Origin of the sequence: Streptomyces sp. NPDC048623, assembly GCF_040650755.1 — a bacterium.
Lineage (GTDB): Bacteria > Actinomycetota > Actinomycetes > Streptomycetales > Streptomycetaceae > Streptomyces.
Genome location: NZ_JBEZHV010000017.1, coordinates 1 through 19,960, shown reverse-complemented (window position 1 = coordinate 19,960; position 19,960 = coordinate 1). Strand labels below are relative to the sequence as shown.

Genomic DNA, 19,960 nt, shown 5'->3' with positions numbered 1-19,960 from the left:
CCGCCGGACGGGCCCTAGGCCTTGGAGGCGGTCTTCGGGCCGGCGATCAGCTTGCCGTTCTCGACGCGGACCGGGACCGCGGGGAGCGGCACGGTCGCCGGGCCCTGGAGGGCCTGGCCGGTGGTGACGTCGAAGCGGCTGCCGTGGCAGGGGCAGTTGCCCTCGTTGTCCTCGACCTTGTCGAGGACGCAGCCGGCGTGGGTGCACTGGGCGCTGAACGCCTTGTACTCGCCCTTGGCCGGGCAGTGCACGACGAGCCGCTGCTCGCGGTAGAGCTTGGCGCCGCCGACGGGGATCTCCTCGGGCGCGCCGAGGGCGACCGGGGCGGTCGGCGTGGGGGTCACGGCGTGGCCGAGGTTGGATTCGGTGGAGCAGGCGGCGACACCCAGCCCGGCGGCCCCGGCGAGGGCGGCGCCTTTGAGAACGGTGCGGCGGGTGGTCTGGCCGGACATGAGCGCTCCACGGTGTCGGTTCGGTCCCGGCAGGGACAAGGAGGTCCCCGAAAGGGACCGAACCGACGATACCGGCGCCTTCGCGGACGCCGACGGGCGGGTCGGCGGGCGCGATGGCGGGCGGGGTGGCGGCCCGTCCTGCGGCCGGATCGGCGGGCCGGTCGCGGGCGACGGCTGTCGGCCCGTGCCGGTGATGGGTTACGTTCCGGTGCGTGATCGTCGTCGCCGGAGAGTCCCTGATCGACCTGGTCCCCGACGGGGCGCCGGGCCCCCTGGCCCCGCTGCAGCCCCGGCCGGGCGGCGGCCCGTACAACACCGCCGTCGCCCTCGGGCGGATCGGCGCGGACGTGGCCTTCTGCTCGCGGGTCTCGACGGACGCCTTCGGCGAGGCGCTGGTGGCGCGGCTGCGGGCGGCGGGGGTGGCGACGGAGCTCGTGCAGCGCGGGCCGGAGCCGACCACCCTGGCGGTGGCCACGGTGGGGCCGGACGGCTCGGCGCGCTACGGCTTCTACGTGGAAGGCACGGCGGACCGCCTCTTCGCGCTGCCCGAGCGGCTGCCGGAGGGGGTACGGGCGGTGGCCTTCGGGACCTGCTCGCTCGCCCTGGAGCCGGGCGCGAGCGCGTACGAGGCGCTGCTGCGGCGCTCGGCGCGGAAGGGCGCGCTGACGCTGCTCGACCCGAACGTGCGGCCGGGGCTGATCCCGGACGCGGACGCCTACCGGGCGCGGTTCGTCGGCTGGCTGCCGGACGTGTCGCTGCTGAAGCTCTCGGAGGAGGACGCGGCGTGGCTCGGCGGCTCCCCGGCGGAGTGGCTGGCCGCCGGGCCCGACGCGGTGGTGCTGACCCGGGGCACCGCCGGTCTGACGGTGTTCACGCAGGGGTACGAGGTGTCCGTCCCCGGCGTGCGGGTGCCGGTGGTGGACACGATCGGCGCGGGCGACACGGTGAACGCGGCCCTGCTGCACGGCCTCGCCGACCGTACCCCGGCCGCCCTGACCCCGGAGGACTGGCGGGAGCTGCTGTCGTTCGCGGCCCACGCGGCAGCGGTCACCTGCACCCGAGCGGGCGCGGAGCCGCCGTACAGGCACGAGATCCCCGACGCCCGGACCCGGGCCCCGGGCACGGCCTAGCCAGGCCGTGCCCGGCGGACCAGAGTCGGACAGGGGGCGGCGTCTGGTGCATGGGGCCTCCCCAGGCCCGCCAGGGTCGAGGGGACGCAGCGCGGGGTCCCCGGGCCCGCAGGCCCCTGGGGAGTGCCGTGCCAGGGCTCGCGGACTCGGCCATGATCCGCTGGACACGCCCGAGGGGACGCCCCCCTCTCGGTGGGCGCCCCCTCGGGCCGGTGCCGGTGGCCGTCAGGCCTTGCGGGTCCGGGTGGTGGCCGTCTTCTTGGCGGCGGTCTTCTTCGCCGGCGCGGCCGTCTTCTTGGCGGCTGCCGCCGTCTTCTTCGCCGGGGCCTTCTTGGCACCGCGGGCGGCCGGGACGGTGGCCGCGGCGTCGCTGATCCGGTCCACGTCGAGGATCTCTCGGAGGAACTTGCCGGTGTGGCTGGCCGGCACCGAGGCGACCTCCTCGGGCGTGCCCTCGGCGATGACGAGTCCGCCGCCGCTGCCGCCCTCGGGGCCCATGTCGATGAGCCAGTCCGCGGTCTTGATGACATCCAGGTTGTGCTCGATGACGATCACCGAGTTGCCCTTGTCGACCAGGCCGGAGAGCACCTTGATCAGCTTCGAGATGTCCTCGAAGTGGAGGCCGGTGGTCGGCTCGTCCAGGACGTAGACCGTACGGCCCGTGGAGCGCTTCTGGAGCTCGGAGGCGAGCTTGACGCGCTGGGCCTCGCCGCCGGAGAGCGTCGGCGCGGACTGGCCGAGGCGGACGTAGCCCAGGCCGACCTCGGTGAGGGTGCGCAGATGGCGGGAGATGGTCGGGACGGCCTCGAAGAAGTCCAGGGCCTCCTCGATCGGCATGTTCAGGACCTCGGCGATGGACTTGCCCTTGTAGTGGACCTCCAGGGTCTCCCGGTTGTACCGGTCGCCGTGGCAGACCTCGCACGGGACGTAGACGTCCGGGAGGAAGTTCATCTCGATCTTGATGGTGCCGTCGCCGGAGCAGTTCTCGCAGCGGCCGCCCTTGACGTTGAAGGAGAAGCGGCCGGGCAGATAGCCGCGGACCTTCGCCTCCATGGTCTCCGCGAAGAGCTTGCGGACATGGTCGAAGACACCGGTGTACGTCGCCGGGTTCGAGCGCGGGGTGCGGCCGATGGGCGACTGGTCGACGTGCACGACCTTGTCGACGAGGTCGTCGCCGTCCACGCGCGTGTGCCGCCCGGGCACCGACTTCGCACCGTTCAGCTCGCGCGCCAGGTGGGTGTAGAGGATGTCGTTGACCAGCGTCGACTTTCCGGAGCCGGAGACACCGGTGACGGCGGTGAGGACGCCCAGCGGGAAGGAGACGTCGATGTCCCGCAGGTTGTTCTCGCGGGCGCCGTGCACGGTGAGGCGGCGCGTGGGGTCCACGGGGCGGCGGATGTCCGGCGTGACGATCGCCCGGCGGCCGGACAGATACTGCCCGGTGATCGACTCCTCGTTGGTGAGCAGCTCCTTCAGGGATCCGGAGTGGACGACCTTGCCGCCGTGCTCGCCGGCGCCGGGGCCGATGTCCACGACCCAGTCGGCGACCTTGATGGTGTCCTCGTCGTGCTCGACGACGATCAGCGTGTTGCCCATGTCGCGCAGCCGCACCAGGGTCTCGATGAGCCGGTGGTTGTCGCGCTGGTGCAGGCCGATGGACGGCTCGTCGAGCACGTAGAGCACGCCGACCAGGCCGGAGCCGATCTGGGTGGCGAGCCGGATGCGCTGGGCCTCGCCGCCGGAGAGGGTGCCGGCCGCGCGGTTGAGCGAGAGGTAGTCGAGGCCGACGTCGACGAGGAAGCGCAGCCGCTCGTTGACCTCCTTGAGGACCCGCTCGGCGATCTTCTTGTCGCGCGCGTTGAGCGTGAGCCGGCCGAGGAACTCGGCGCAGTCACTGATCGACATCGCGGAGACCTCGGCGATGGACTTCTCCATCACGGTGACCGCGAGCACGATCGGCTTGAGGCGGGTGCCCTCGCAGGTGGGGCAGGGCACCTCGCGCATGTAGCCCTCGAAGCGCTCGCGGCTGGAGTCGCTCTCGGCCTCGCTGTGCCGCCGCTTCACGAAGGAGACGGCGCCCTCGAAGGCGGGCGTGGTGTAGGAGCGCTCGCGCCCGTACCGGTTGCGGTAGCGGACCTCGACCTGGGTCTTGTGGCCGTGCATCAGCGCCTTCTTGGCGCGCTGCGGCAGCCCCGCGTACGGGATGTCCGTACGGAAGCCGAGGGCCTGGGAGAGTCCGCCGATGAGCCGGCCGAAGTACTCCTTGGTGTGGCCGTGCGACCAGGGGTGGATCGCGCCCTCGTCGAGCGACTTCTCCTCGTCGGGGACGACCAGCTCGGGGTCGACCTCCATGCGGGTGCCGATGCCGGTGCAGTCCGGGCAGGCGCCGAAGGGCGAGTTGAAGGAGAAGGAGCGCGGCTCCAGCTCCTCGAAGGACAGGTCGTCGTACGGGCAGTAGAGGTGCTCCGAGTACATCCGCTCGCGCTCGGGGTCGTCCTCGGCGAGGTCGACGAAGTCGAGCACGACCATGCCGCCGGAGAGCCCGAGGGCGGTCTCGACGGAGTCGGTGAGCCGGCGCTTGGCGCTGTCCTTCACGGTGAGGCGGTCGACGACCACCTCGATGGTGTGCTTCTCCTGCTTCTTGAGCGTCGGCGGCTCGCTGAGCTGGATCGTCTGCCCGTCGACCCGGGCGCGGCTGTAGCCCTTGGTCTGGAGGTCGGCGAAGAGGTCGACGAACTCGCCCTTGCGCTCGCGCACGAGCGGCGAGAGCACCTGGAAGCGACTGCCCTCGGGCAGCTCCAGGACCTTGTCGACGATGGCCTGCGGCGACTGGCGGGAGATCGGCCGGCGGCACTCGGGACAGTGCGGCTTGCCGATGCGGGCGAAGAGCAGCCGGAGGTAGTCGTAGACCTCCGTGATGGTGCCGACCGTCGAGCGCGGGTTGCGCGAGGTCGACTTCTGGTCGATGGAGACCGCGGGCGACAGACCCTCGATGAAGTCGACGTCCGGCTTGTCCATCTGGCCGAGGAACTGCCGGGCGTAGGAGGAGAGCGACTCGACGTACCGGCGCTGCCCCTCGGCGAAGATCGTGTCGAACGCGAGGGAGGACTTGCCCGACCCGGAGAGCCCGGTGAAGACGATGAGCGAGTCACGCGGGAGGTCGAGCGAGACGTTCTTGAGGTTGTGCTCGCGAGCGCCACGGACGATGAGACGGTCGGCCACGCCGGTCCGCACCTTTCTTGAGAGAGCGGATGTGCCTGAACACCCAACAACCAAGGATGCCGGATGCTTCCGCCGAGCTTATAGCACGCGCATTCGATTTTCGGACCTTCGCCGACCGCTTCACCCGAACGAGTGGCGGCGCCGGGACGTCGTCCCAGGTCGCGGGCCCGGGGGCCTGGCCGGACCCACCCGGAACGGCCTAGGGTCGGCGCCATGATCGACCATGTGCGTGACCTCGCCTCCGTGCGCGAGGCGACCGACCGGCTCATCGAAGCGGTCTCCTCCTGGGACAACGCGGAGCTCGCCAAGCCGTCACGGCTGCCGGGCTGGACCCGCGGCCATGTCCTGGCCCATCTCTCCCGCAACGCCGACGCCCTGGTGAACGTCCTCCGGGGCATGCCGATGTACAAGGACGCCGAGACCCGCGAGGCCGACATCGAGCGCGACGCCCCCCGCCCGCTCGACGCCCAGCTCACCGACCTGCGCGCCACCGCCGACCGCTTCCAGGCGCTCGGCGAGGAGCCCGCCGACTGGAGCCGCACCGTCGAGCTCCGCAACGGCGTCACCGACAGCGCCGCCCGTGTCCCCTTCCGCCGCTGGGTGGAGGTGGCCCTGCACCACGTCGACCTGGGCGCGGGCTACGAGCTGGAGGACCTGCCGGAGGAGTTCGTCTCCCGCGAGATCGACTTCCTCGCCGACCGCTGGAGCGGCCGTCCGGACGTCCCGCCGGTCACCCTGCGCCTCGGCCACGACGAGGACGCCGCGTCCTGGCGCACCGGCGGCACCGAGGGCGAGCCCGTCGTCCTCGCCGGCACCGCCGCCGAGCTCCTCGGCTGGCTGTCCGGCCGCGGCGACAAGGGCGCCCACCTCGCCGTCCTCGCGGGCCCGGCGGTCCCGGACCTCCCCGCGCTGTAGGGCCGGACAGGCCCAAGGCCGTCCGGCGGTTCTAAGCTGAGGCCATGACGTACAGCGGAGCGGTGAAGGTCGGCGGGCCCGCCGATGTGCACGAACTGACCGACCTCATGGTCTCGAAGGTCGCGGTCGGGCCGATGGACAACAACGCGTATCTGCTGCGCTGCCGGACCACCGGCGAGCAGCTGCTCATCGACGCGGCCGCCGAGGCCGGCACCCTGCTCACGCTGATCGGTGACGACGGCATCGCCGCCGTCGTCACCACCCACCGGCACGGCGACCACTGGGGCGCCCTCGCCGAGGTCGTCGCGGCCACCGGCGCCCGTACGTACGCGGGCGCGTACGACGCCGAGGGCATCCCCGTCGGCACGGACGAGCTGGTGGAGGACGGCGACACGATCACCGTCGGCCGGGTCGAGCTCACCGCCCGCCGGCTCGTCGGCCACACCCCCGGCTCGATCGCCCTGATCTACGACGACCCGCACGGTCACCCGCACGTCTTCACCGGCGACTGTCTCTTCCCCGGTGGCGTCGGAAACACCTGGAAGGACCCCGAGGCCTTCGCGAGCCTGCTCCACGACGTGGAGACCAAGCTCTTCGACGTGCTCCCGGACGAGACCTGGGTCTACCCGGGCCACGGCCGCGACACCACCCTCGGTGACGAGCGCCCGCACCTCGCCGAGTGGCGCGAGCGCGGCTGGTGAGCCGGTGAGCCCCCGGCCGTGACCCGAGCGCCCCCGTGACCCGGACGGCGGGCGGGTAGTTGGCGCGACATGCACCAGCACCGCAGTCACCCTCCGTCCATGGGCCGGCTCGCCGCCGCCTCGCTCGTCGGCACCGCCATCGAGTTCTTCGACTTCTTCGTCTACGGGACGGCCGCCGCGCTGGTCCTGGGACCGCTCTTCTTCCCGGCCTTCTCCCCCGTCGCCGGCACCCTGGCCGCCTTCGGCACCTTCGCCGTCGGCTTCCTCTCCCGGCCGCTCGGCTCGGTCGTCTTCGGACATGTCGGCGACCGTTACGGGCGCCGCCCGGTCCTGTTCGCCTCACTGCTCCTGACCGGCTGCGCCACGGTCGCGGTCGGCTGCGTCCCCACGTACGGGAGCATCGGCGCCGCCGCACCCGTCCTGCTGCTCGTCCTGCGCTTCCTCCAGGGCCTCGGCCTGGGCGGCGAGTGGGGCGGGGCGGTGCTCCTGACCGCCGAGCACGCGCCGGAGGGGCGGCGGGCGCTGTGGGCGAGCTTTCCGCAGATCGGGCCGGCCGTCGGCTTCCTGCTCGCCAACGGGGTGATGCTGGCGCTGACCGCCGGGCTCGGCGACGCGGACTTCCGCTCCTGGGGCTGGCGGGTGCCGTTCTGGGCGGCGGGGCTGCTCGCCGCCGCGGGCCTCGCGCTGCGCTCCTCGCTCGCGGAGACCCCGCAGTTCGAGGCGCTGGCCGCCGAGGGCAGGCAGGCCGGTGCCCCGCTCACCGAGGTGGTACGCGGCCACTGGCGCCTGGTGCTGCTCACGGCGGGCGCGCTGGCCGTCGGCTACGCCGTCTTCTACACGGTGTCCACCTGGGCCCTGGCGTACGGCACCGAGCGGCTCGGGGTGCCGAGCACGGTGATGCTGACCTGCGTGATGGCGGCGGTGGCGGTCAAGGGGGCGCTGACCCCGTGCTTCGCGCTGCTCGGCGACCGCTACGGGCGCCGGACGCTGTGCCTGGCGGGCTGCGCGGCCTCGGCGCTGTGGATGTTCCCGATGATCGCGCTGCTGCACACCGCGCGCCCGCTGCTGATGTTCCTCGGCTTCCTGGGCTCGCTGCTCGCCTTCGTCACGATGTTCGCGGTGGTCGCCGCGTACCTCCCCGAGCTGTACGAGCCCCGGGTGCGCTGCACCGGCGCGGCCGTCGGCTACAACCTGGCGGGCGTCCTCGGCGGCGCGCTGACCCCGATCGTGGCGACGGCCGTCTCGGACGGCGGCGGCTCGGGCCCGCCGTGGGGCGTGGCCGCGTATCTGACGGTGGTGGCCCTGGTGAGCCTGGGCTGCTTCGCGCTGCTGCCGGAGACCCTGCCGGCCCGGGCGGCGGTACGGGAACCGGAACCGGAGCGCGCCCCGGTCTAGGGTCGGTCCGGCGGATCGGGGTCGGACGGGCCGCGGCGTCCGGTGCCTGGGGCCTCCCCAGGCCCGCCAGCATGGGGCCCGCAGGGCCCAGGGCCCGGGGGAAGTGCTGTGCTGGGGGCACGGACCCGGCCATGATCCGCCGCCGGACAGGCCCCGAGGCCGCCGGCGGCGCCCCGGCCGCCTCCGTACGGGTCAGGGGCCCCACTGCCGCCGGGAGTCGGCGAGCTGGGCGAGCACCTGGCGCAGTATCCCGCTGCCCGCCGGGAAGGCGGGCGGCTCGTACGTCCAGGCGTGGCCGACCCACGGGTCGGCGAGGTGGTCGTCGGGCACCGGGGTCAGCCGCATCAGGGAGCGCCACAGCGGGTCGAGCACCGGTCCGTACGCCGCCGCCTCGGCCCGGTCCGCGACGAGCAGCAGATGGGTGCCGACCGCGGGGCCCTCGTCGGCCAGGTAGCGCAGCTGGTTGACCGCGCGGTCGTCGAAGCCGTGCGGGAAGTCGTGGACGATCAGCAGTTCCTCGGCGGTGTCGACACCGGGCGGCAGGTCCTCGGTGGCCCCGGCGCCGGCGCGGGCCGCCATCTGGAGCAGGTCGACGCGTTCGGTGAGCTGCTTGAGGACGGTGGTGACCCCGGCGGCGCCGGCGGCCGGCGGGCCGGCGAGCACGCCCGCCTCGACGAGCGGGGCGAAGGCGCTCGCGCCGGCGCCCGCCGCGTCGATCACGCGGATCCGGAAGCTGCCCGCCGGATGCACGGCGAGCAGCCGCACGGCGTGCGTGACGGCGCAGTCCAGGGCGAGGCGGCGCAGTTCGGCCGCGTCCAGCAGGCTCGTCGCCTCGGAGTGGCCGCGCCCGCTGTCGACCCAGATGCCGCGGGCGAGCGGGAGGCGGGCCAGGAACGGGATGCGCAGGCCGGTGCGCTCGGGGAGGTGGAGGTCGCCGAGGCGGACGGCCATGGGCGGCTCCATGGGGACCCGGTAGGTCTGCCAGACCGGGTTGTCCCAGCGGGCGTAGGCGGCCGGCAGGGCGGGCTCGACCACCTCGGACTCGGCGGTGAGCTGCCCGAGGTCGCGGTCCAGGACCTCCTGGGCGCGGGCGGTCAGCTCGTCGTGCTTGGCCTTGGCGGCGGCCCGGGCGGCGTCGCCGGCGCCGCCGATCCGGCTGCGCGGGTCGGCGAGGACCCGGTCGATCTCCTGGTCGAGGCGGGACTCGGCGAAGTTGCAGGCGCTGCGGTACGCGGCGGTGGCGCGGGCCAGGTCCTCGAACATGCCCCACACCTGGTTGTAGAGCCGCTCGTCCATGGTCCAGCCGGTGGCGTCCCCGGCGACCGGGGTCGGGAAGGCGGTGGGGGCGTCCGGCTGCGGCGCGGGGCCGGGGGCCGCGGCGGCGGCCGGGCGGCGCCCGGGGTGGGTGTAGTCGATGGGTCCGCCGGAGGCGGGCGCGGCCGGGGGCGGCGGCGGTGTGACCGGGAGGTGGACCGGGACCGTGGGCCGGGTCTGGGCGGTCTGCTGGGCGCGCTCGTCCTCGGGGACCCGGCCGGCGTCCTCGGCGCGCGGGGCCGGGGCGGGCACGGCTCGGGCCAGGCCCTGGGCCACGGCGTCCAGGACGGTGCCGGCGAGTTCGGGGGCGCGGTCGAGGCCCTGGTCGGCGAGGAGGGCGGCGAGCCCGCCCTCGTACCCCTGGCCGACGGCGCGGACCTTCCAGCTGCCCTGGCGGCGGTAGAGCTCCAGGGCGACCACGGCGGACTCGCGGTCGAGTCCGGTGATCGTGTAGTCGGCGATGCCGGTGCCGTCGGGTGCGGTGACGGTGACGACGGGGGCGGCCGAGGCGCCGAAGCGGGTGGGGCCGCCGGTGCCGACGGGCAGGGCGAGCAGCACGGAGACCCGGTGGACGGTGTCCCGTACGGCCTCCAGGTCGACGGCGAGCCGGTGCCGGGCGGCGGCCTGCCGGGGCACCTCGATCCCGGGCAGCTCGGCGGCCCCCGGGTGGGCGACGGCCTCGGGGCCGGCGATGCGGCCCTCCTCGTCGCCCAGGGTGGCCGCGGCGAGGACCGGATGACCGGCCGAGACCCGGATCTCCAGGCGGGTGTGGGGCAGGGGGTGGTTCTGCCCCCGGACCAGCTCGGCGGTCATCTGCTCCGTCTCTCCGTACGAACGTGGGCGCGGCGGCGCCGGGTTACAGGACCGGGAAGATGCTGGGCATCAGGTCCTGGAAGGTGCGGCCGTTGGCCGGGTTGCCCAGGGCGGTCATCTGCCAGCCGGAGCCGTTCCGGTGCACCTTGGCCATGATCTGGGCGGTGTACTGGCCGCCGCCGTCGAGCGTGTAGCGGGCGAGCTCCTGGCCGTTGGTCTCGTCCACGAGGCGGCAGAACGCGTTCTGCACCTCCTGGAAGGTCTGGCCGGTGAAGGAGTTCACCGTGAACACGATCTGGTCGATGTGGACGGGGACCCGCTGGAGGTCCACCAGGATCGCCTCGTCGTCGCCGCCCTGGCCCACGCCGCCGACCAGGTTGTCACCGGTGTGGCGGACCGAGCCGTCGTCGCTGACCAGGTGGCGGAAGAAGACCACGTCGACCGGCTGCTTGTCGGCGAAGAGGACGGCGGAGGCGTCCAGGTCGATCTCGCGCGTGCGCGAGCCGAACAGGCCGCGGCGGGGTGCCGCCTGCCAGCCGAGACCCATCCGCACGGACGTGAGGCTGCCCCCGTCCTTCTTCTCCAGGCTGATGGCCTGCCCCTTGGTCATGTTGACCGTCACGCGCTGCCCCTCTCATCGGTGTGGTCAGCACCCTACGCAGGGGCACTGACACCATGCCCGGACCGGCCCGGTTTTGTGTCGGTCTTGCAACACACCGGGCCGGTCCGCGGGGCGGGCGGCCGGGCCGTCAGGCCAGTCCGGCCTCCTTCATCTGGCGCAGCTCCTTCTTGAGTTCGGACACCTCGTCGCGGAGCCGGGCGGCGACCTCGAACTGCAGCTCGGCGGCGGCCGCCCTCATGCGGTCGGTCATCTCCTCGATGATCCCGGCCAGTTCGGCCGCGGGCCGGTCGCCGAGCTCCAGGGTCGCACCGGACTTCCCGGCCCCTGCCCCGGCCTTGCCGGCCCTGGCCTTGGGTGCGTGGGCGGCGAGCGAGGGAACCGGGGACTTGGCGCCCTTGCCGTCCTTGCCCGCCTTGCGGTAACCGGTGCCGAGCAGTTCCTCGGTGTCGATCTCCTCGCGCGCGATGGTCGCGACGATGTCGTTGATCTTCTTACGGAGCGGCTGCGGGTCGATCCCGTTGGCCTTGTTGTAGGCGACCTGCTTCTCGCGGCGCCGGTTCGTCTCGTCGATGGCCTGCGCCATCGCCGGGGTGATGGTGTCGGCGTACATGTGGACCTGGCCGGAGACGTTTCGGGCGGCGCGGCCGATGGTCTGGATGAGCGAGGTGCCGGAGCGCAGGAAGCCCTGCTTGTCGGCGTCGAGGATGGCGACCAGGGACACCTCGGGCAGGTCGAGGCCCTCGCGCAGCAGGTTGATGCCGACCAGGACGTCGTACTCGCCGGAGCGCAGTTCGCGCAGCAGCTCGATACGGCGCAGGGTGTCGACGTCGCTGTGCAGATAGCGCACCTGGATGCCCAGCTCCAGGAAGTAGTCCGTGAGGTCCTCGGCCATCTTCTTGGTGAGGGTGGTGACGAGCACGCGCTCGTCGCGCTCGGTGCGCAGCCTGATCTCGTGCACCAGGTCGTCGATCTGGCCCTCGGTGGGCTTGACGACGACCTCGGGGTCGACGAGGCCGGTGGGGCGGATGATCTGCTCGACGAAGCCGTCGGAGCGGGACAGCTCGTACGTCCCGGGGGTGGCCGACAGATAGACGGTCTGGCCGATCCGCTCCTGGAACTCCTCCCACTTCAGCGGGCGGTTGTCGAGCGCGGAGGGGAGCCGGAAGCCGTGGTCGACGAGCGTGCGCTTGCGGGAGGCGTCGCCCTCGTACATGGCGCCGATCTGCGGCACGGTGACGTGCGACTCGTCGATGACGAGCAGGAAGTCCTCGGGGAAGTAGTCGAGGAGGGTGTTGGGCGGGGAGCCGGGCAGGCGCCCGTCGAAGTGCATGGAGTAGTTCTCGATGCCGGAGCAGGAGCCGATCTGGCGCATCATCTCGATGTCGTAGGTGGTGCGCATGCGCAGCCGCTGGGCCTCCAGGAGCTTGCCCTGCTTCTCCAGCTCCTTGAGGCGCTGCTCCAGCTCGGTCTCGATGTCGTTGACCGCGCGCTCCATGCGCTCGGGGCCCGCGACGTAGTGGCTGGCGGGGAAGACGTACAGCTGGGTGTCGTCGCTGATGACCTCGCCGGTGAGCGGGTGGAGGGTGGAGAGCGCCTCGATCTCGTCGCCGAACATCTCGATGCGGACGGCGAGCTCCTCGTACACCGGGAAGATCTCGATGGTGTCGCCGCGGACCCGGAAGGTGCCGCGGGCGAACGCCACGTCGTTGCGCGTGTACTGGATGTCGACGAAACGGCGCAGGAGCTGGTCGCGGTCGATCTCGTCGCCCACCTTGAGGGCGACCATCCGGTCCACGTACTCCTGCGGGGTGCCGAGGCCGTAGATGCAGGAGACGGAGGCGACCACGATCACGTCGCGCCGGGTGAGCAGCGAGTTGGTGGCGGAGTGGCGCAGCCGCTCGACCTCCTCGTTGATGGAGGAGTCCTTCTCGATGTAGGTGTCCGACTGCGGTACGTACGCCTCGGGCTGGTAGTAGTCGTAGTACGAGACGAAGTACTCCACCGCGTTGTTCGGCAGGAGCTCACGGAACTCGTTCGCCAGCTGGGCGGCCAGGGTCTTGTTCGGCGCCATCACCAGGGTGGGGCGCTGAAGCTTCTCGATCATCCAGGCGGTGGTCGCCGACTTGCCGGTGCCGGTGGCGCCGAGCAGCACGACGTCCTTCTCGCCGGCGCGGATGCGCCGATCGAGCTCGGCGATGGCCGCCGGCTGGTCGCCGCTGGGCTGGTAGGGGCTGACGACCTCGAAGGGCGCCACCGTACGTTCGATCTTGGAAACGGGCCGCATGCCACCACCGTACGACCCGGCACTGACAGCCGGGGTGCGATCGGCCCGCGGCGGGCGGGCCGGTGCGGCTACCAGTCCTGCGAGCGGTACGTGCCGCGGTGCGCGGCACGGCGGCCGGTGCGGGCGGCGGGGCGGGCGGAGGACCAGTTCGCGGGCTCGCCGTAGGCCGGCGCGCGGCGCGGGGCGGGCACGCCGGGGGCGCCGTGGCGGAAGGCGGCACGGCCGCGGGGCTGCTGCCAGTCGGGCTCGCCCATCACGAGCAGCGGGTCGAACATGACCACGACGGCGGCGAGCAGCAGGAAGACACCGGGGCCGATCAGCAGGGGCAGCAGGAGCGAGGTGGCGCTGTCGCCGCCGTCGGCGGCGGGGGTGCCGTGCAGCCGCACGTCGACGGCCGCCATCGCGGTGTAGTGCATGCCACTGACGGCGAGCCCCATGACGATGCTCGCGCCGAGGCTGGCGAGGAAGCCGTGCACGGAGACGGCGGCCCACAGGGCGGCGGTGGCGGCCACGACGGCGATGATCACGGAGAGGGCGACGGTGAGGGTGTCGTACTGGATGTCGCCGTGCAGCCGCATACCGGCCATGCCCAGATAGTGCATGGTGGCGACGCCGAGGCCGGTGATGGTGCCGCCGGTGACCAGGGTCAGGGTGGTCGCGCCGCGGTAGCCGACGATGAAGATCCCGATGCCGACCATGAGGATGGCGACGCCGAGGCTGGCGAAGGTGATGGGCCGGTCGTAGCTGATCGGGGCCTGCCGCACCGAGAAGCCGATCATGGCGATGAAGTGCATCGTCCAGATGCCGGTGCCGATGGAGGTGGCGCCGAGGGCGAGCCAGCCGGCCTTGAAGGTGTCGCGGTGCCGCAGCGACCTGGTGGTGCAGCGGAGGCCCAGCGCGCCGCCGAGGCAGGCCATGAGGAAGGCCGCCACCGGTGTGACCGCGCCGTAGCTGAATCCGTCGACCGTCCCCTGCATGAGCGTCCGTCCTCCACCCCTGTGCACCCCTGGTGCAACATGTCCGAAAACAGTCGGTACCGCTGAGTAGTGCTACCGGATTATGGCGCCAGGCGTGGCCGTCCGGCCACGGGGCGGGGGAAATGGCCGGACCGGCTGTCGGTGGCGGGTCGTACGGTGGGCGGCATGGAGCAGGAGATGCCGGGAGCGGGGACGGGGCCGGAGACAGGGCCGGGGACGGGTACGCCGCTGGGGCGGGTGGAGTGGGCGGTGGTGAACAGTGCCATCGGTCCGCTGCTCCTCGCCGCCACGGAACGGGGGCTGGTGAGCGTGGTCTTCCACGCGGACGCACGGGTGCGGGAGCGGGCCCTGGAACGGCTCGCCGGGGCACTCGGCGCGGAGCTCGTGGAGTCCTCGTCGGGCCGGCTCGCCGAGCCGATACGGCAGCTCGCGGCATATTTCGGCGAGGGTCTGCGGAGCTTCGACGTCAAGCTCGACTGGTCGCTGGTGACCGGATTCAACCGCCAGGTGCTGCGCGAACTGACCGACTCCGTCCCGTTCGGGACGGTGGTGGGGTACGGCGACCTGGCCCGCCGCGTGGGCCAGCCGGGCGCCGCCCAGGCGGTCGGCGCGGCGATGGGCGCCAATCCCCTGCCGGTGGTGGTGCCGTGCCACCGGGTGGTGGAGAGCGACGGCGGCATCGGGGGCTTCGGCGGCGGCCTGGAGACGAAGCGCAAGCTGCTGGCGCTGGAGGGGGTCCTGCCGGAACCGCTGTTCTGAGCGTGCAGGCCGCGCAGGCCGGGCCGGCGGGCGGCCGGGCGTTCCCAGGCCGCGGGACGGCTGGCACACTGCGTAAGTGACCAGAGCCCCAGACGCCCCTGACGCCCTGCTGACCAAGGGGATACCCGCGCCCGTCTCCGCCGCACGGCTGCCCGCCCTACGGCGCCGGATCCAGGCCGTTCTCATCGCCAGCCAGATCCTCGGCGGCCTCGGCATCGCCATCGGGGTCGCGCTCGCCGCCGTCCTGGCCAAGGAGGTCAGCGGTACGGAGGCGCTGTCGGGTCTCGCCTCGACGGCCACCGTCGCCGGGCCCGCCCTGCTCGCGATGCCGCTCGCCTCGCTGATGGCCCGCCGCGGACGGCGGGCCGGGCTCGTCCTCGCGTATCTGGTCGGCGCGTTCGGCGCGGCGGTCGCCGTGCTCGGTGCCACCGCCGGCAGCTTCCCGCTGCTCCTGGCCGGTCTGGTGGGTTTCGGCGCGGGCTCCTCGGCCAATCTGGCCGCCCGGTTCGCCGCCGCCGACCTGGCCGAGCCGGACCGGCGGGCCCGGTCCATCTCCACGGTCGTGTGGGCGACCACCATCGGCGCCGTCCTCGGCCCGAACATCGCCGCCCCGGCCGGCGAGAGCGTCTCCGGTCTCGGCATCCCGACCGCCGCCGGTCCCTTCGTGTGGGCGTCCGGTGTCTTCGTCGTGGCCGCCGCCATGGTGGCGGTGCTGCTGCGCCCCGACCCGCTGCTCACCGCGCGGGCGCTGGCCGGCCCCGAGGAGGCCTCGGCGGCCGACGAGCGCTCCCTGAGGGCCGGGCTGCGCGCGGTGAAGGCGTCCTCCCGGGCCCGGCTCGCCCTGGTGACGGTCGCCGGTTCGCACACCGCCATGGTGTCGATCATGTCGATGACTCCGGTCGCGCTCGGCCACCACGGCGCGAGCATCCGGTTGATCGGCCTGGTGATCAGCGGTCACATCGCCGGCATGTACGCCTTCTCGCCGGTCATGGGCTGGCTGTCCGACCGGCTCGGCCGGCTCGCCGTGATCGGCCTCGCGGTGGCCCTGATCACCACGGCGGCACTGCTCGCGGGCACGGCCGGGCCCAGCCACGGGCAGACCGCGCTCGGCCTGTTCGTCCTCGGTCTCGGCTGGTCGGCCGGCCTGGTGTCCGGCTCGGCGCTGCTCACCGACTCCGTGCCGCAGGCGGCCAGGGCGGCCGTCCAGGGCCTCTCCGACTTCATCATGAACACCTCGGCCGGCCTCGGCGGCCTCGCCGCCGGCCTGATCGTCTCCCAGGCGGGATACGGCTGGCTCAACCTGGTCGGCGCCTGTCTGCTCCTCCCGATGACCGTCCTGGCGGTGCGCGGGTCGCTGCGCCCCGCCTGACCCGGCCGTCGTCCTGTTCACGGCTCACCGGGGCACCACCGGCGAGCTCGCGCCCGCCGCCACCCGGCGCGGCGCGCCCGTACCGTCGGCGGGCACGCTCCACACGGCGCCCTCGTAGGCGTACGCGACCGTGCCGGGGCCGGTCCAGGCCGCCTGGTCGTCGACCGAGCGCGGGTCGGCGAGCGGGTGCTCGCGCAGGGTGGCCAGGTCGAGCACGTGCAGCCGCCAGGGCGCGCGCGGGTCGGTGGAGACTTTCTTCTTGTACGCGACACGGGTGCCGTCCGGGGAGAGCGAGGGGCACTCGACGTTCTCCTTGAGCGCACGGGCGGACCACGTCTTGAGGTCGCCCTCGACGAGGTGGGTACGGCCCCGGGTGCCGACGGTCGCGTAGAAGCGGTTGTCGTCGGCGGCGAAGCTGACGCCCCAGTAGTTGACGTCCGGGGCGTGGTACCGGCGCCCGTCGAGGGTGAGCGGGATCTGCTCGATGTTCTTGATCAGATAGCCGGTGCGCAGGTCGAGGATCGAGGTGCGGGTGGCGAAGGCGGAGGTGTTGTAGGAGTCGCCGGTCGCGAAGGTGGTCCAGGCCAGCACCTGGCCGGAGGCGGACACCCGGGCCCGGTTGGGGATGCCGGGCAGGCTGATGCGCTGCCGCTCGCGCAGCCGCCGGTCGAGGACCAGGACGTACGAGCGGGCCGGCACCCCGGGGCGGCGCTGGAGGCACAGCGCGGTGGGCCCGGCGGCGTGGAAGCGGTCGCAGCGCGGCCCGAGGGCCACCCGGCCGCCGGGCGCGGCCGGATCCTGCCGGGCCACCCGCCCGGTCGCGCTGTCCCGGAACCAGAGCGCGCCCGGCGGCGCGCCGTCGAGCCCGAACCCGGCGTCGGCCGCCACGGCGGTGTCGTCGGTGCGGCCGACGGCGGCCCGCACGGTGTACGCGGTGGCTCCGCCGGCGAGCAGCAGGAAGCCGAGCACGAGGGCCCACAGGTGGCGCCGGTTCATGAGAGGTCCCTTCTGGGAGGTGCGGCGGACCGCTCCCGGGGCAGCAGGCGGCTCGCGCCGAGGAGTGCCGCCGCGAGGGCGGCGAGCGCCACGAGGAGTGCGGGGCGCGGGCCCCAGAGGGTCCAGGCGGCGCCGAAGCCGGTGGCCGCGGCCACCTTGGCGAGGGCCTGCGCGGTCTGGACGAGGGCGAGTCCGCTCGCCCGGCGCGCCGGCGGCAGCAGCGGGCCGGTGAGCGCCATCAGGACCCCGTCGGTGGCCGCGTAGAAGACCCCGAGGAGCACCGGGACGGCCACGAGCGGCAGGAGACCCGGCACCGGGGCGAGCAGCAGGCCGAGGGCGAGCAGCAGGGCCCCGTGCCCGTACAGGAAGGGGCGCCGGCGGCCGTACCGGTCGGCGAGCCGTCCGGCGGGCACGGCGAGCAGCAGATACGCGGCCGAGGCGCCGAGCGGCAGGAACGGGAACCAGGTGGCGGCGAGTTCGGTCCGCTGCTGCAGCAGGAGATAGAAGAACGCGTCGCCGACGGTGGCCGCGCCGAGCAGCGCGGCGGCGAGCGCGACCCGGCGCACGGCGGGCAGCCGCAACAGCGCCCGACCGCCGCCGGACCGGCCGCGTGGAACACCCGGCGCGGGCCCGATCGCGGGCGCAGGCCCGGACACAGGCGCAGGCACGGCCGCAAGCGCGGGCCCGGGCGCAGGCACGGCCGCACGGGGGCCGCCGGGGACGAGGACCACGAGCAGCAGCACCCCGAGCAGCCCGGTGCAGAAGCTGACCACGAAGACGGCGTCGTACGCGTCCGCGGTGGCCCACAGGAGCGCGAACGCGGCGAGCGGGCCGAGCAGGGCTCCGGTGGTGTCCATGGCGCGGTGCACGCCGAAGGCGCGGCCGAGGGCGTCGGGCGGGCTGTCGAGGGTGATGAGCGCGTCGCGCGGCGCGGTACGGATGCCCTTGCCGAGCCGGTCGGCGGCGAGCGCGGCGGCGATGAGCCCGGTCGCGCCGCCCGCGAGGAGCAGCCCGAGCCGGGAGCAGGCGGAGAGCGCGTAGCCGAGGCCGGCCACCCGTTTGTGCCGCCCGCCGCGGTCGGCGAGGTGCCCGCCGAGCATCCGGACGAGGGCGGTGGCCCCGTTGAACAGCCCGTCCAGGAAGCCGAACTGGAGCGGGGTGAGACCGAGGCCGAGCACCAGGTAGAGGGGCAGGACCGCGGTGACCATCTCGGACGAGACGTCGGTGACCAGACTGACCGTGCCGAGGGCGAGGACGGTGGCGGAGACGCGCCGCCGCGCCCCGGTGGGGGCGGGCGGCACGTCCCGGCGACCGGTGGTCGCGAGATACATGGGCGTCGGCGGTCAGTGGCAGGTGTAGGTCGGGCCGGTGTCCTTGACCCGGCCGTCGGTGCCGACGTACTGCCAGGTGTAGGTGGTGTCGGTGAAGTCGAGCCTCAGGACGCCGTACGGACCGCTGATCCGCTTCTGGCTGTTGGGCTGGACGGTCTCGATGGGGTACGGCTCGGCGCCGCCCATGCCGCCGACGATCTCGACGATGCCGTCGGCGGTGGCCCGGCCGTTCGGGTCCTGCGGCGCGAAGCGCTCGTAGTGGTGGTCGTGGCCGTTGAGGACGAGGTCCGCCCTGGCGTCGTAGAGGATCTGCCAGACCGGCTTGGAGACGGGGTCGTTGCCGTGGCCGCCGGAGGAGTAGAGCGGGTGGTGGAAGTAGGCGGCGACACAGCCCTTGGTGCTGCGGGCGAGGTCGTCCTTCAGCCACTGGATCTGGGCGGGGTCGTCGAAGGAGTTGGAGTCAAGGGCGACGAAGTGCCAGTTGCCCTGGTCGTAGCTGTAGTACGGCTTGCCCTGCGGGTAGGCGAGGGCGCCGAAGTACGCCTTGTAGCCGGCGAGCGGGCCGGCCGGGTCGTAGGTCTCGTGGTTGCCCGGCACGGGGCGGGTCTTCGCCTTGAAGACGCCCCAGGTCTTGTCGTAGTAGTTCCGGTAGTCGGAGAGCCGGGCGTCGTCGTACTGGTTGTCACCCATCGTCAGATAGAACGCCGGGTCGATCCGCCGGGCCTGCGCGGCGGTCTTGGGGTGGGCGCAGGAGCTGCTGGAGGCGGTGCACTGGGCGGCGATGTCGCCGGCCGCGACGACGGTGAAGGCGCCGTTGCCGGGCGGGGTGGTGGGCGGCGTCGTGGGCGGAGTGGTCGGCGGGGTCGTGGGCGGAGTGGTCGGCGGAGTGGTGCCGTCCGGGGTGCCGTACGCCTCGGCCTCGTAGAGCGAGTAGCCGTACGAGGTGCCGCGCGCGGTGCCGTAGATCCGCAGGTAGCGGCCCTTTCCGGCCAGTCCGGTCCAGTCGTCGGTGCCGCCGTCACCGGCGGTCTCGGTGGCGAGCCGGGTCCAGGTGGTGCCGTCGGCGGAGATCTCGACGCGGTAGGCCTTGGCGTAGGCGGCCTCCCAGACGAGCCGGACACGCGAGACGGTGGAGAGCGCGCCGAGGTCGACCCTGAGCCACTGGGGGTCGGAGCCCTCGGCGCTGGCCCAGCGGGTGGTCCGGTCGCCGTCGAAGGCCTTGGCGGGTTCGTATCCGGTGTCCTCGACGGAGGACGCGGTCGCGGGCTTGCCGCGGGACAGCAGCGGATCGGCGGCGTCCGCGCGGCCGGTGGCGGCGAGCAGCAGCCCGCCGATCAGGCACAGGGCCGCGGTGACGACGGCGAGGAGGAAGGCGGGGGACGGGGTGGTGCGGCGAGGTGGGGCGGAGGCGTACAGGCTCATACCTGGGGCTCCCTTGCCTGGGGGGTGGCGAGAGCTGGACTGCGGTGCGGACAGCGCGGTCGGGGCCGCGTGGCGAAGGGGCGCCACGCGGGCGTGCCGCGGTGCACGGCGGCCGGGTCAGAGCTCTCGCTGAGCGCGTCACGCCCGAGGGGCGCCGCGCCGAGCCGCCGCCGCGAGGTTAGCGGACAGCGGAGCAGCAGATCCCGGTGACGGCTTCGACCACGGCCACTTCAGCTCGCGCCGCTCGCGCCCGTCCGG

The 19,960-nt window shown here is 73.5% G+C and carries 15 protein-coding genes; 6 read left to right on the top strand and 9 right to left on the bottom strand.

The genetic code is table 11. From position 1 onward, the window contains the following. Window positions 1-14: 14 nt before the first annotated feature. The gene (locus tag AB0C73_RS23470; RefSeq protein WP_362533362.1) at window positions 15-452 is read right to left on the bottom strand and encodes a Rieske (2Fe-2S) protein; all 438 of its coding nucleotides are present in this window, start codon (window positions 450-452) and stop codon (window positions 15-17) included. A gap of 212 nt (window positions 453-664) precedes the next feature. On the opposite strand from AB0C73_RS23470, the gene AB0C73_RS23465 reads away from it, so the two are divergent. Next, window positions 665-1,582, top strand: a complete 918-nt coding sequence (locus AB0C73_RS23465; RefSeq protein WP_362533360.1) for a carbohydrate kinase — start codon at window positions 665-667, stop codon at window positions 1,580-1,582. A 225-nt stretch (window positions 1,583-1,807) separates the two neighbouring features. On the opposite strand, the gene uvrA is transcribed toward AB0C73_RS23465, so the two are convergent. Then, window positions 1,808-4,804, bottom strand: coding sequence for an excinuclease ABC subunit UvrA (gene uvrA / locus AB0C73_RS23460; protein WP_362533358.1), 2,997 nt, complete (start codon window positions 4,802-4,804; stop codon window positions 1,808-1,810). A 213-nt stretch (window positions 4,805-5,017) separates the two neighbouring features. On the opposite strand from uvrA, the gene AB0C73_RS23455 reads away from it, so the two are divergent. From AB0C73_RS23455 to AB0C73_RS23445, 3 genes are all read left to right on the top strand, one after another. Next, window positions 5,018-5,719 carry a maleylpyruvate isomerase family mycothiol-dependent enzyme gene (locus AB0C73_RS23455; RefSeq protein ID WP_362533355.1) on the top strand — a complete coding sequence of 234 codons (702 nt, stop codon included), beginning with the start codon at window positions 5,018-5,020 and terminating at the stop codon, window positions 5,717-5,719. Between the two features lie 44 nt (window positions 5,720-5,763). Continuing rightward, window positions 5,764-6,420, top strand: coding sequence for an MBL fold metallo-hydrolase (locus AB0C73_RS23450; protein WP_362533353.1), 657 nt, complete (start codon window positions 5,764-5,766; stop codon window positions 6,418-6,420). A 99-nt stretch (window positions 6,421-6,519) separates the two neighbouring features. Beyond that, window positions 6,520-7,815: an MFS transporter gene (locus AB0C73_RS23445; RefSeq protein ID WP_362533350.1), complete on the top strand. Its 1,296-nt coding sequence runs from the start codon at window positions 6,520-6,522 to the stop codon at window positions 7,813-7,815. Between the two features lie 192 nt (window positions 7,816-8,007). On the opposite strand, the gene AB0C73_RS23440 is transcribed toward AB0C73_RS23445, so the two are convergent. The 4 genes from AB0C73_RS23440 to AB0C73_RS23425 form a co-directional block, all read right to left on the bottom strand. Next, window positions 8,008-9,942 carry a TerD family protein gene (locus AB0C73_RS23440; RefSeq protein WP_362533347.1) on the bottom strand — a complete coding sequence of 645 codons (1,935 nt, stop codon included), beginning with the start codon at window positions 9,940-9,942 and terminating at the stop codon, window positions 8,008-8,010. A gap of 43 nt (window positions 9,943-9,985) precedes the next feature. After that, window positions 9,986-10,564, bottom strand: a complete 579-nt coding sequence (locus AB0C73_RS23435; protein ID WP_362533345.1) for a TerD family protein — start codon at window positions 10,562-10,564, stop codon at window positions 9,986-9,988. Window positions 10,565-10,691: 127 nt separating this feature from the next. Then, the gene (gene uvrB / locus AB0C73_RS23430) at window positions 10,692-12,848 is read right to left on the bottom strand and encodes an excinuclease ABC subunit UvrB (RefSeq protein ID WP_362533343.1); all 2,157 of its coding nucleotides are present in this window, start codon (window positions 12,846-12,848) and stop codon (window positions 10,692-10,694) included. A gap of 68 nt (window positions 12,849-12,916) precedes the next feature. After that, window positions 12,917-13,825, bottom strand: coding sequence for an MHYT domain-containing protein (locus AB0C73_RS23425; RefSeq protein ID WP_362533341.1), 909 nt, complete (start codon window positions 13,823-13,825; stop codon window positions 12,917-12,919). A 177-nt stretch (window positions 13,826-14,002) separates the two neighbouring features. Between AB0C73_RS23425 and AB0C73_RS23420 the strand changes: the two genes are divergently transcribed. Together AB0C73_RS23420 and AB0C73_RS23415 are read left to right on the top strand one after the other, a co-directional pair. Beyond that, window positions 14,003-14,584 (top strand): methylated-DNA--[protein]-cysteine S-methyltransferase, encoded by a 582-nt coding sequence (locus tag AB0C73_RS23420; protein ID WP_362533677.1) that lies wholly within the window; start codon window positions 14,003-14,005, stop codon window positions 14,582-14,584. Window positions 14,585-14,690: 106 nt separating this feature from the next. Next, window positions 14,691-15,953 (top strand): MFS transporter, encoded by a 1,263-nt coding sequence (locus AB0C73_RS23415; RefSeq protein WP_362533675.1) that lies wholly within the window; start codon window positions 14,691-14,693, stop codon window positions 15,951-15,953. A 24-nt stretch (window positions 15,954-15,977) separates the two neighbouring features. Here AB0C73_RS23415 and AB0C73_RS23410 read toward each other — a convergent pair whose 3' ends face one another. Genes AB0C73_RS23410 through AB0C73_RS23400 form a run of 3 tightly spaced genes read right to left on the bottom strand, consistent with a single transcriptional unit; the run spans window position 15,978 to window position 19,702 of the window. Then, window positions 15,978-16,949 (bottom strand): hypothetical protein, encoded by a 972-nt coding sequence (locus AB0C73_RS23410; RefSeq protein WP_362533338.1) that lies wholly within the window; start codon window positions 16,947-16,949, stop codon window positions 15,978-15,980. Further along, complete coding sequence (locus AB0C73_RS23405; protein WP_362533336.1) at window positions 16,946-18,280, bottom strand: MFS transporter; 1,335 nt, start codon at window positions 18,278-18,280, stop codon at window positions 16,946-16,948. Before AB0C73_RS23405 ends, AB0C73_RS23410 begins: the two co-directional genes overlap by 4 nt. 12 nt (window positions 18,281-18,292) lie before the next feature. Then, entirely contained in the window at window positions 18,293-19,702 is a 1,410-nt protein-coding gene (locus tag AB0C73_RS23400) for a discoidin domain-containing protein (protein ID WP_362533334.1), read from the bottom strand. Between the last annotated feature and the right edge of the window lie 258 nt (window positions 19,703-19,960).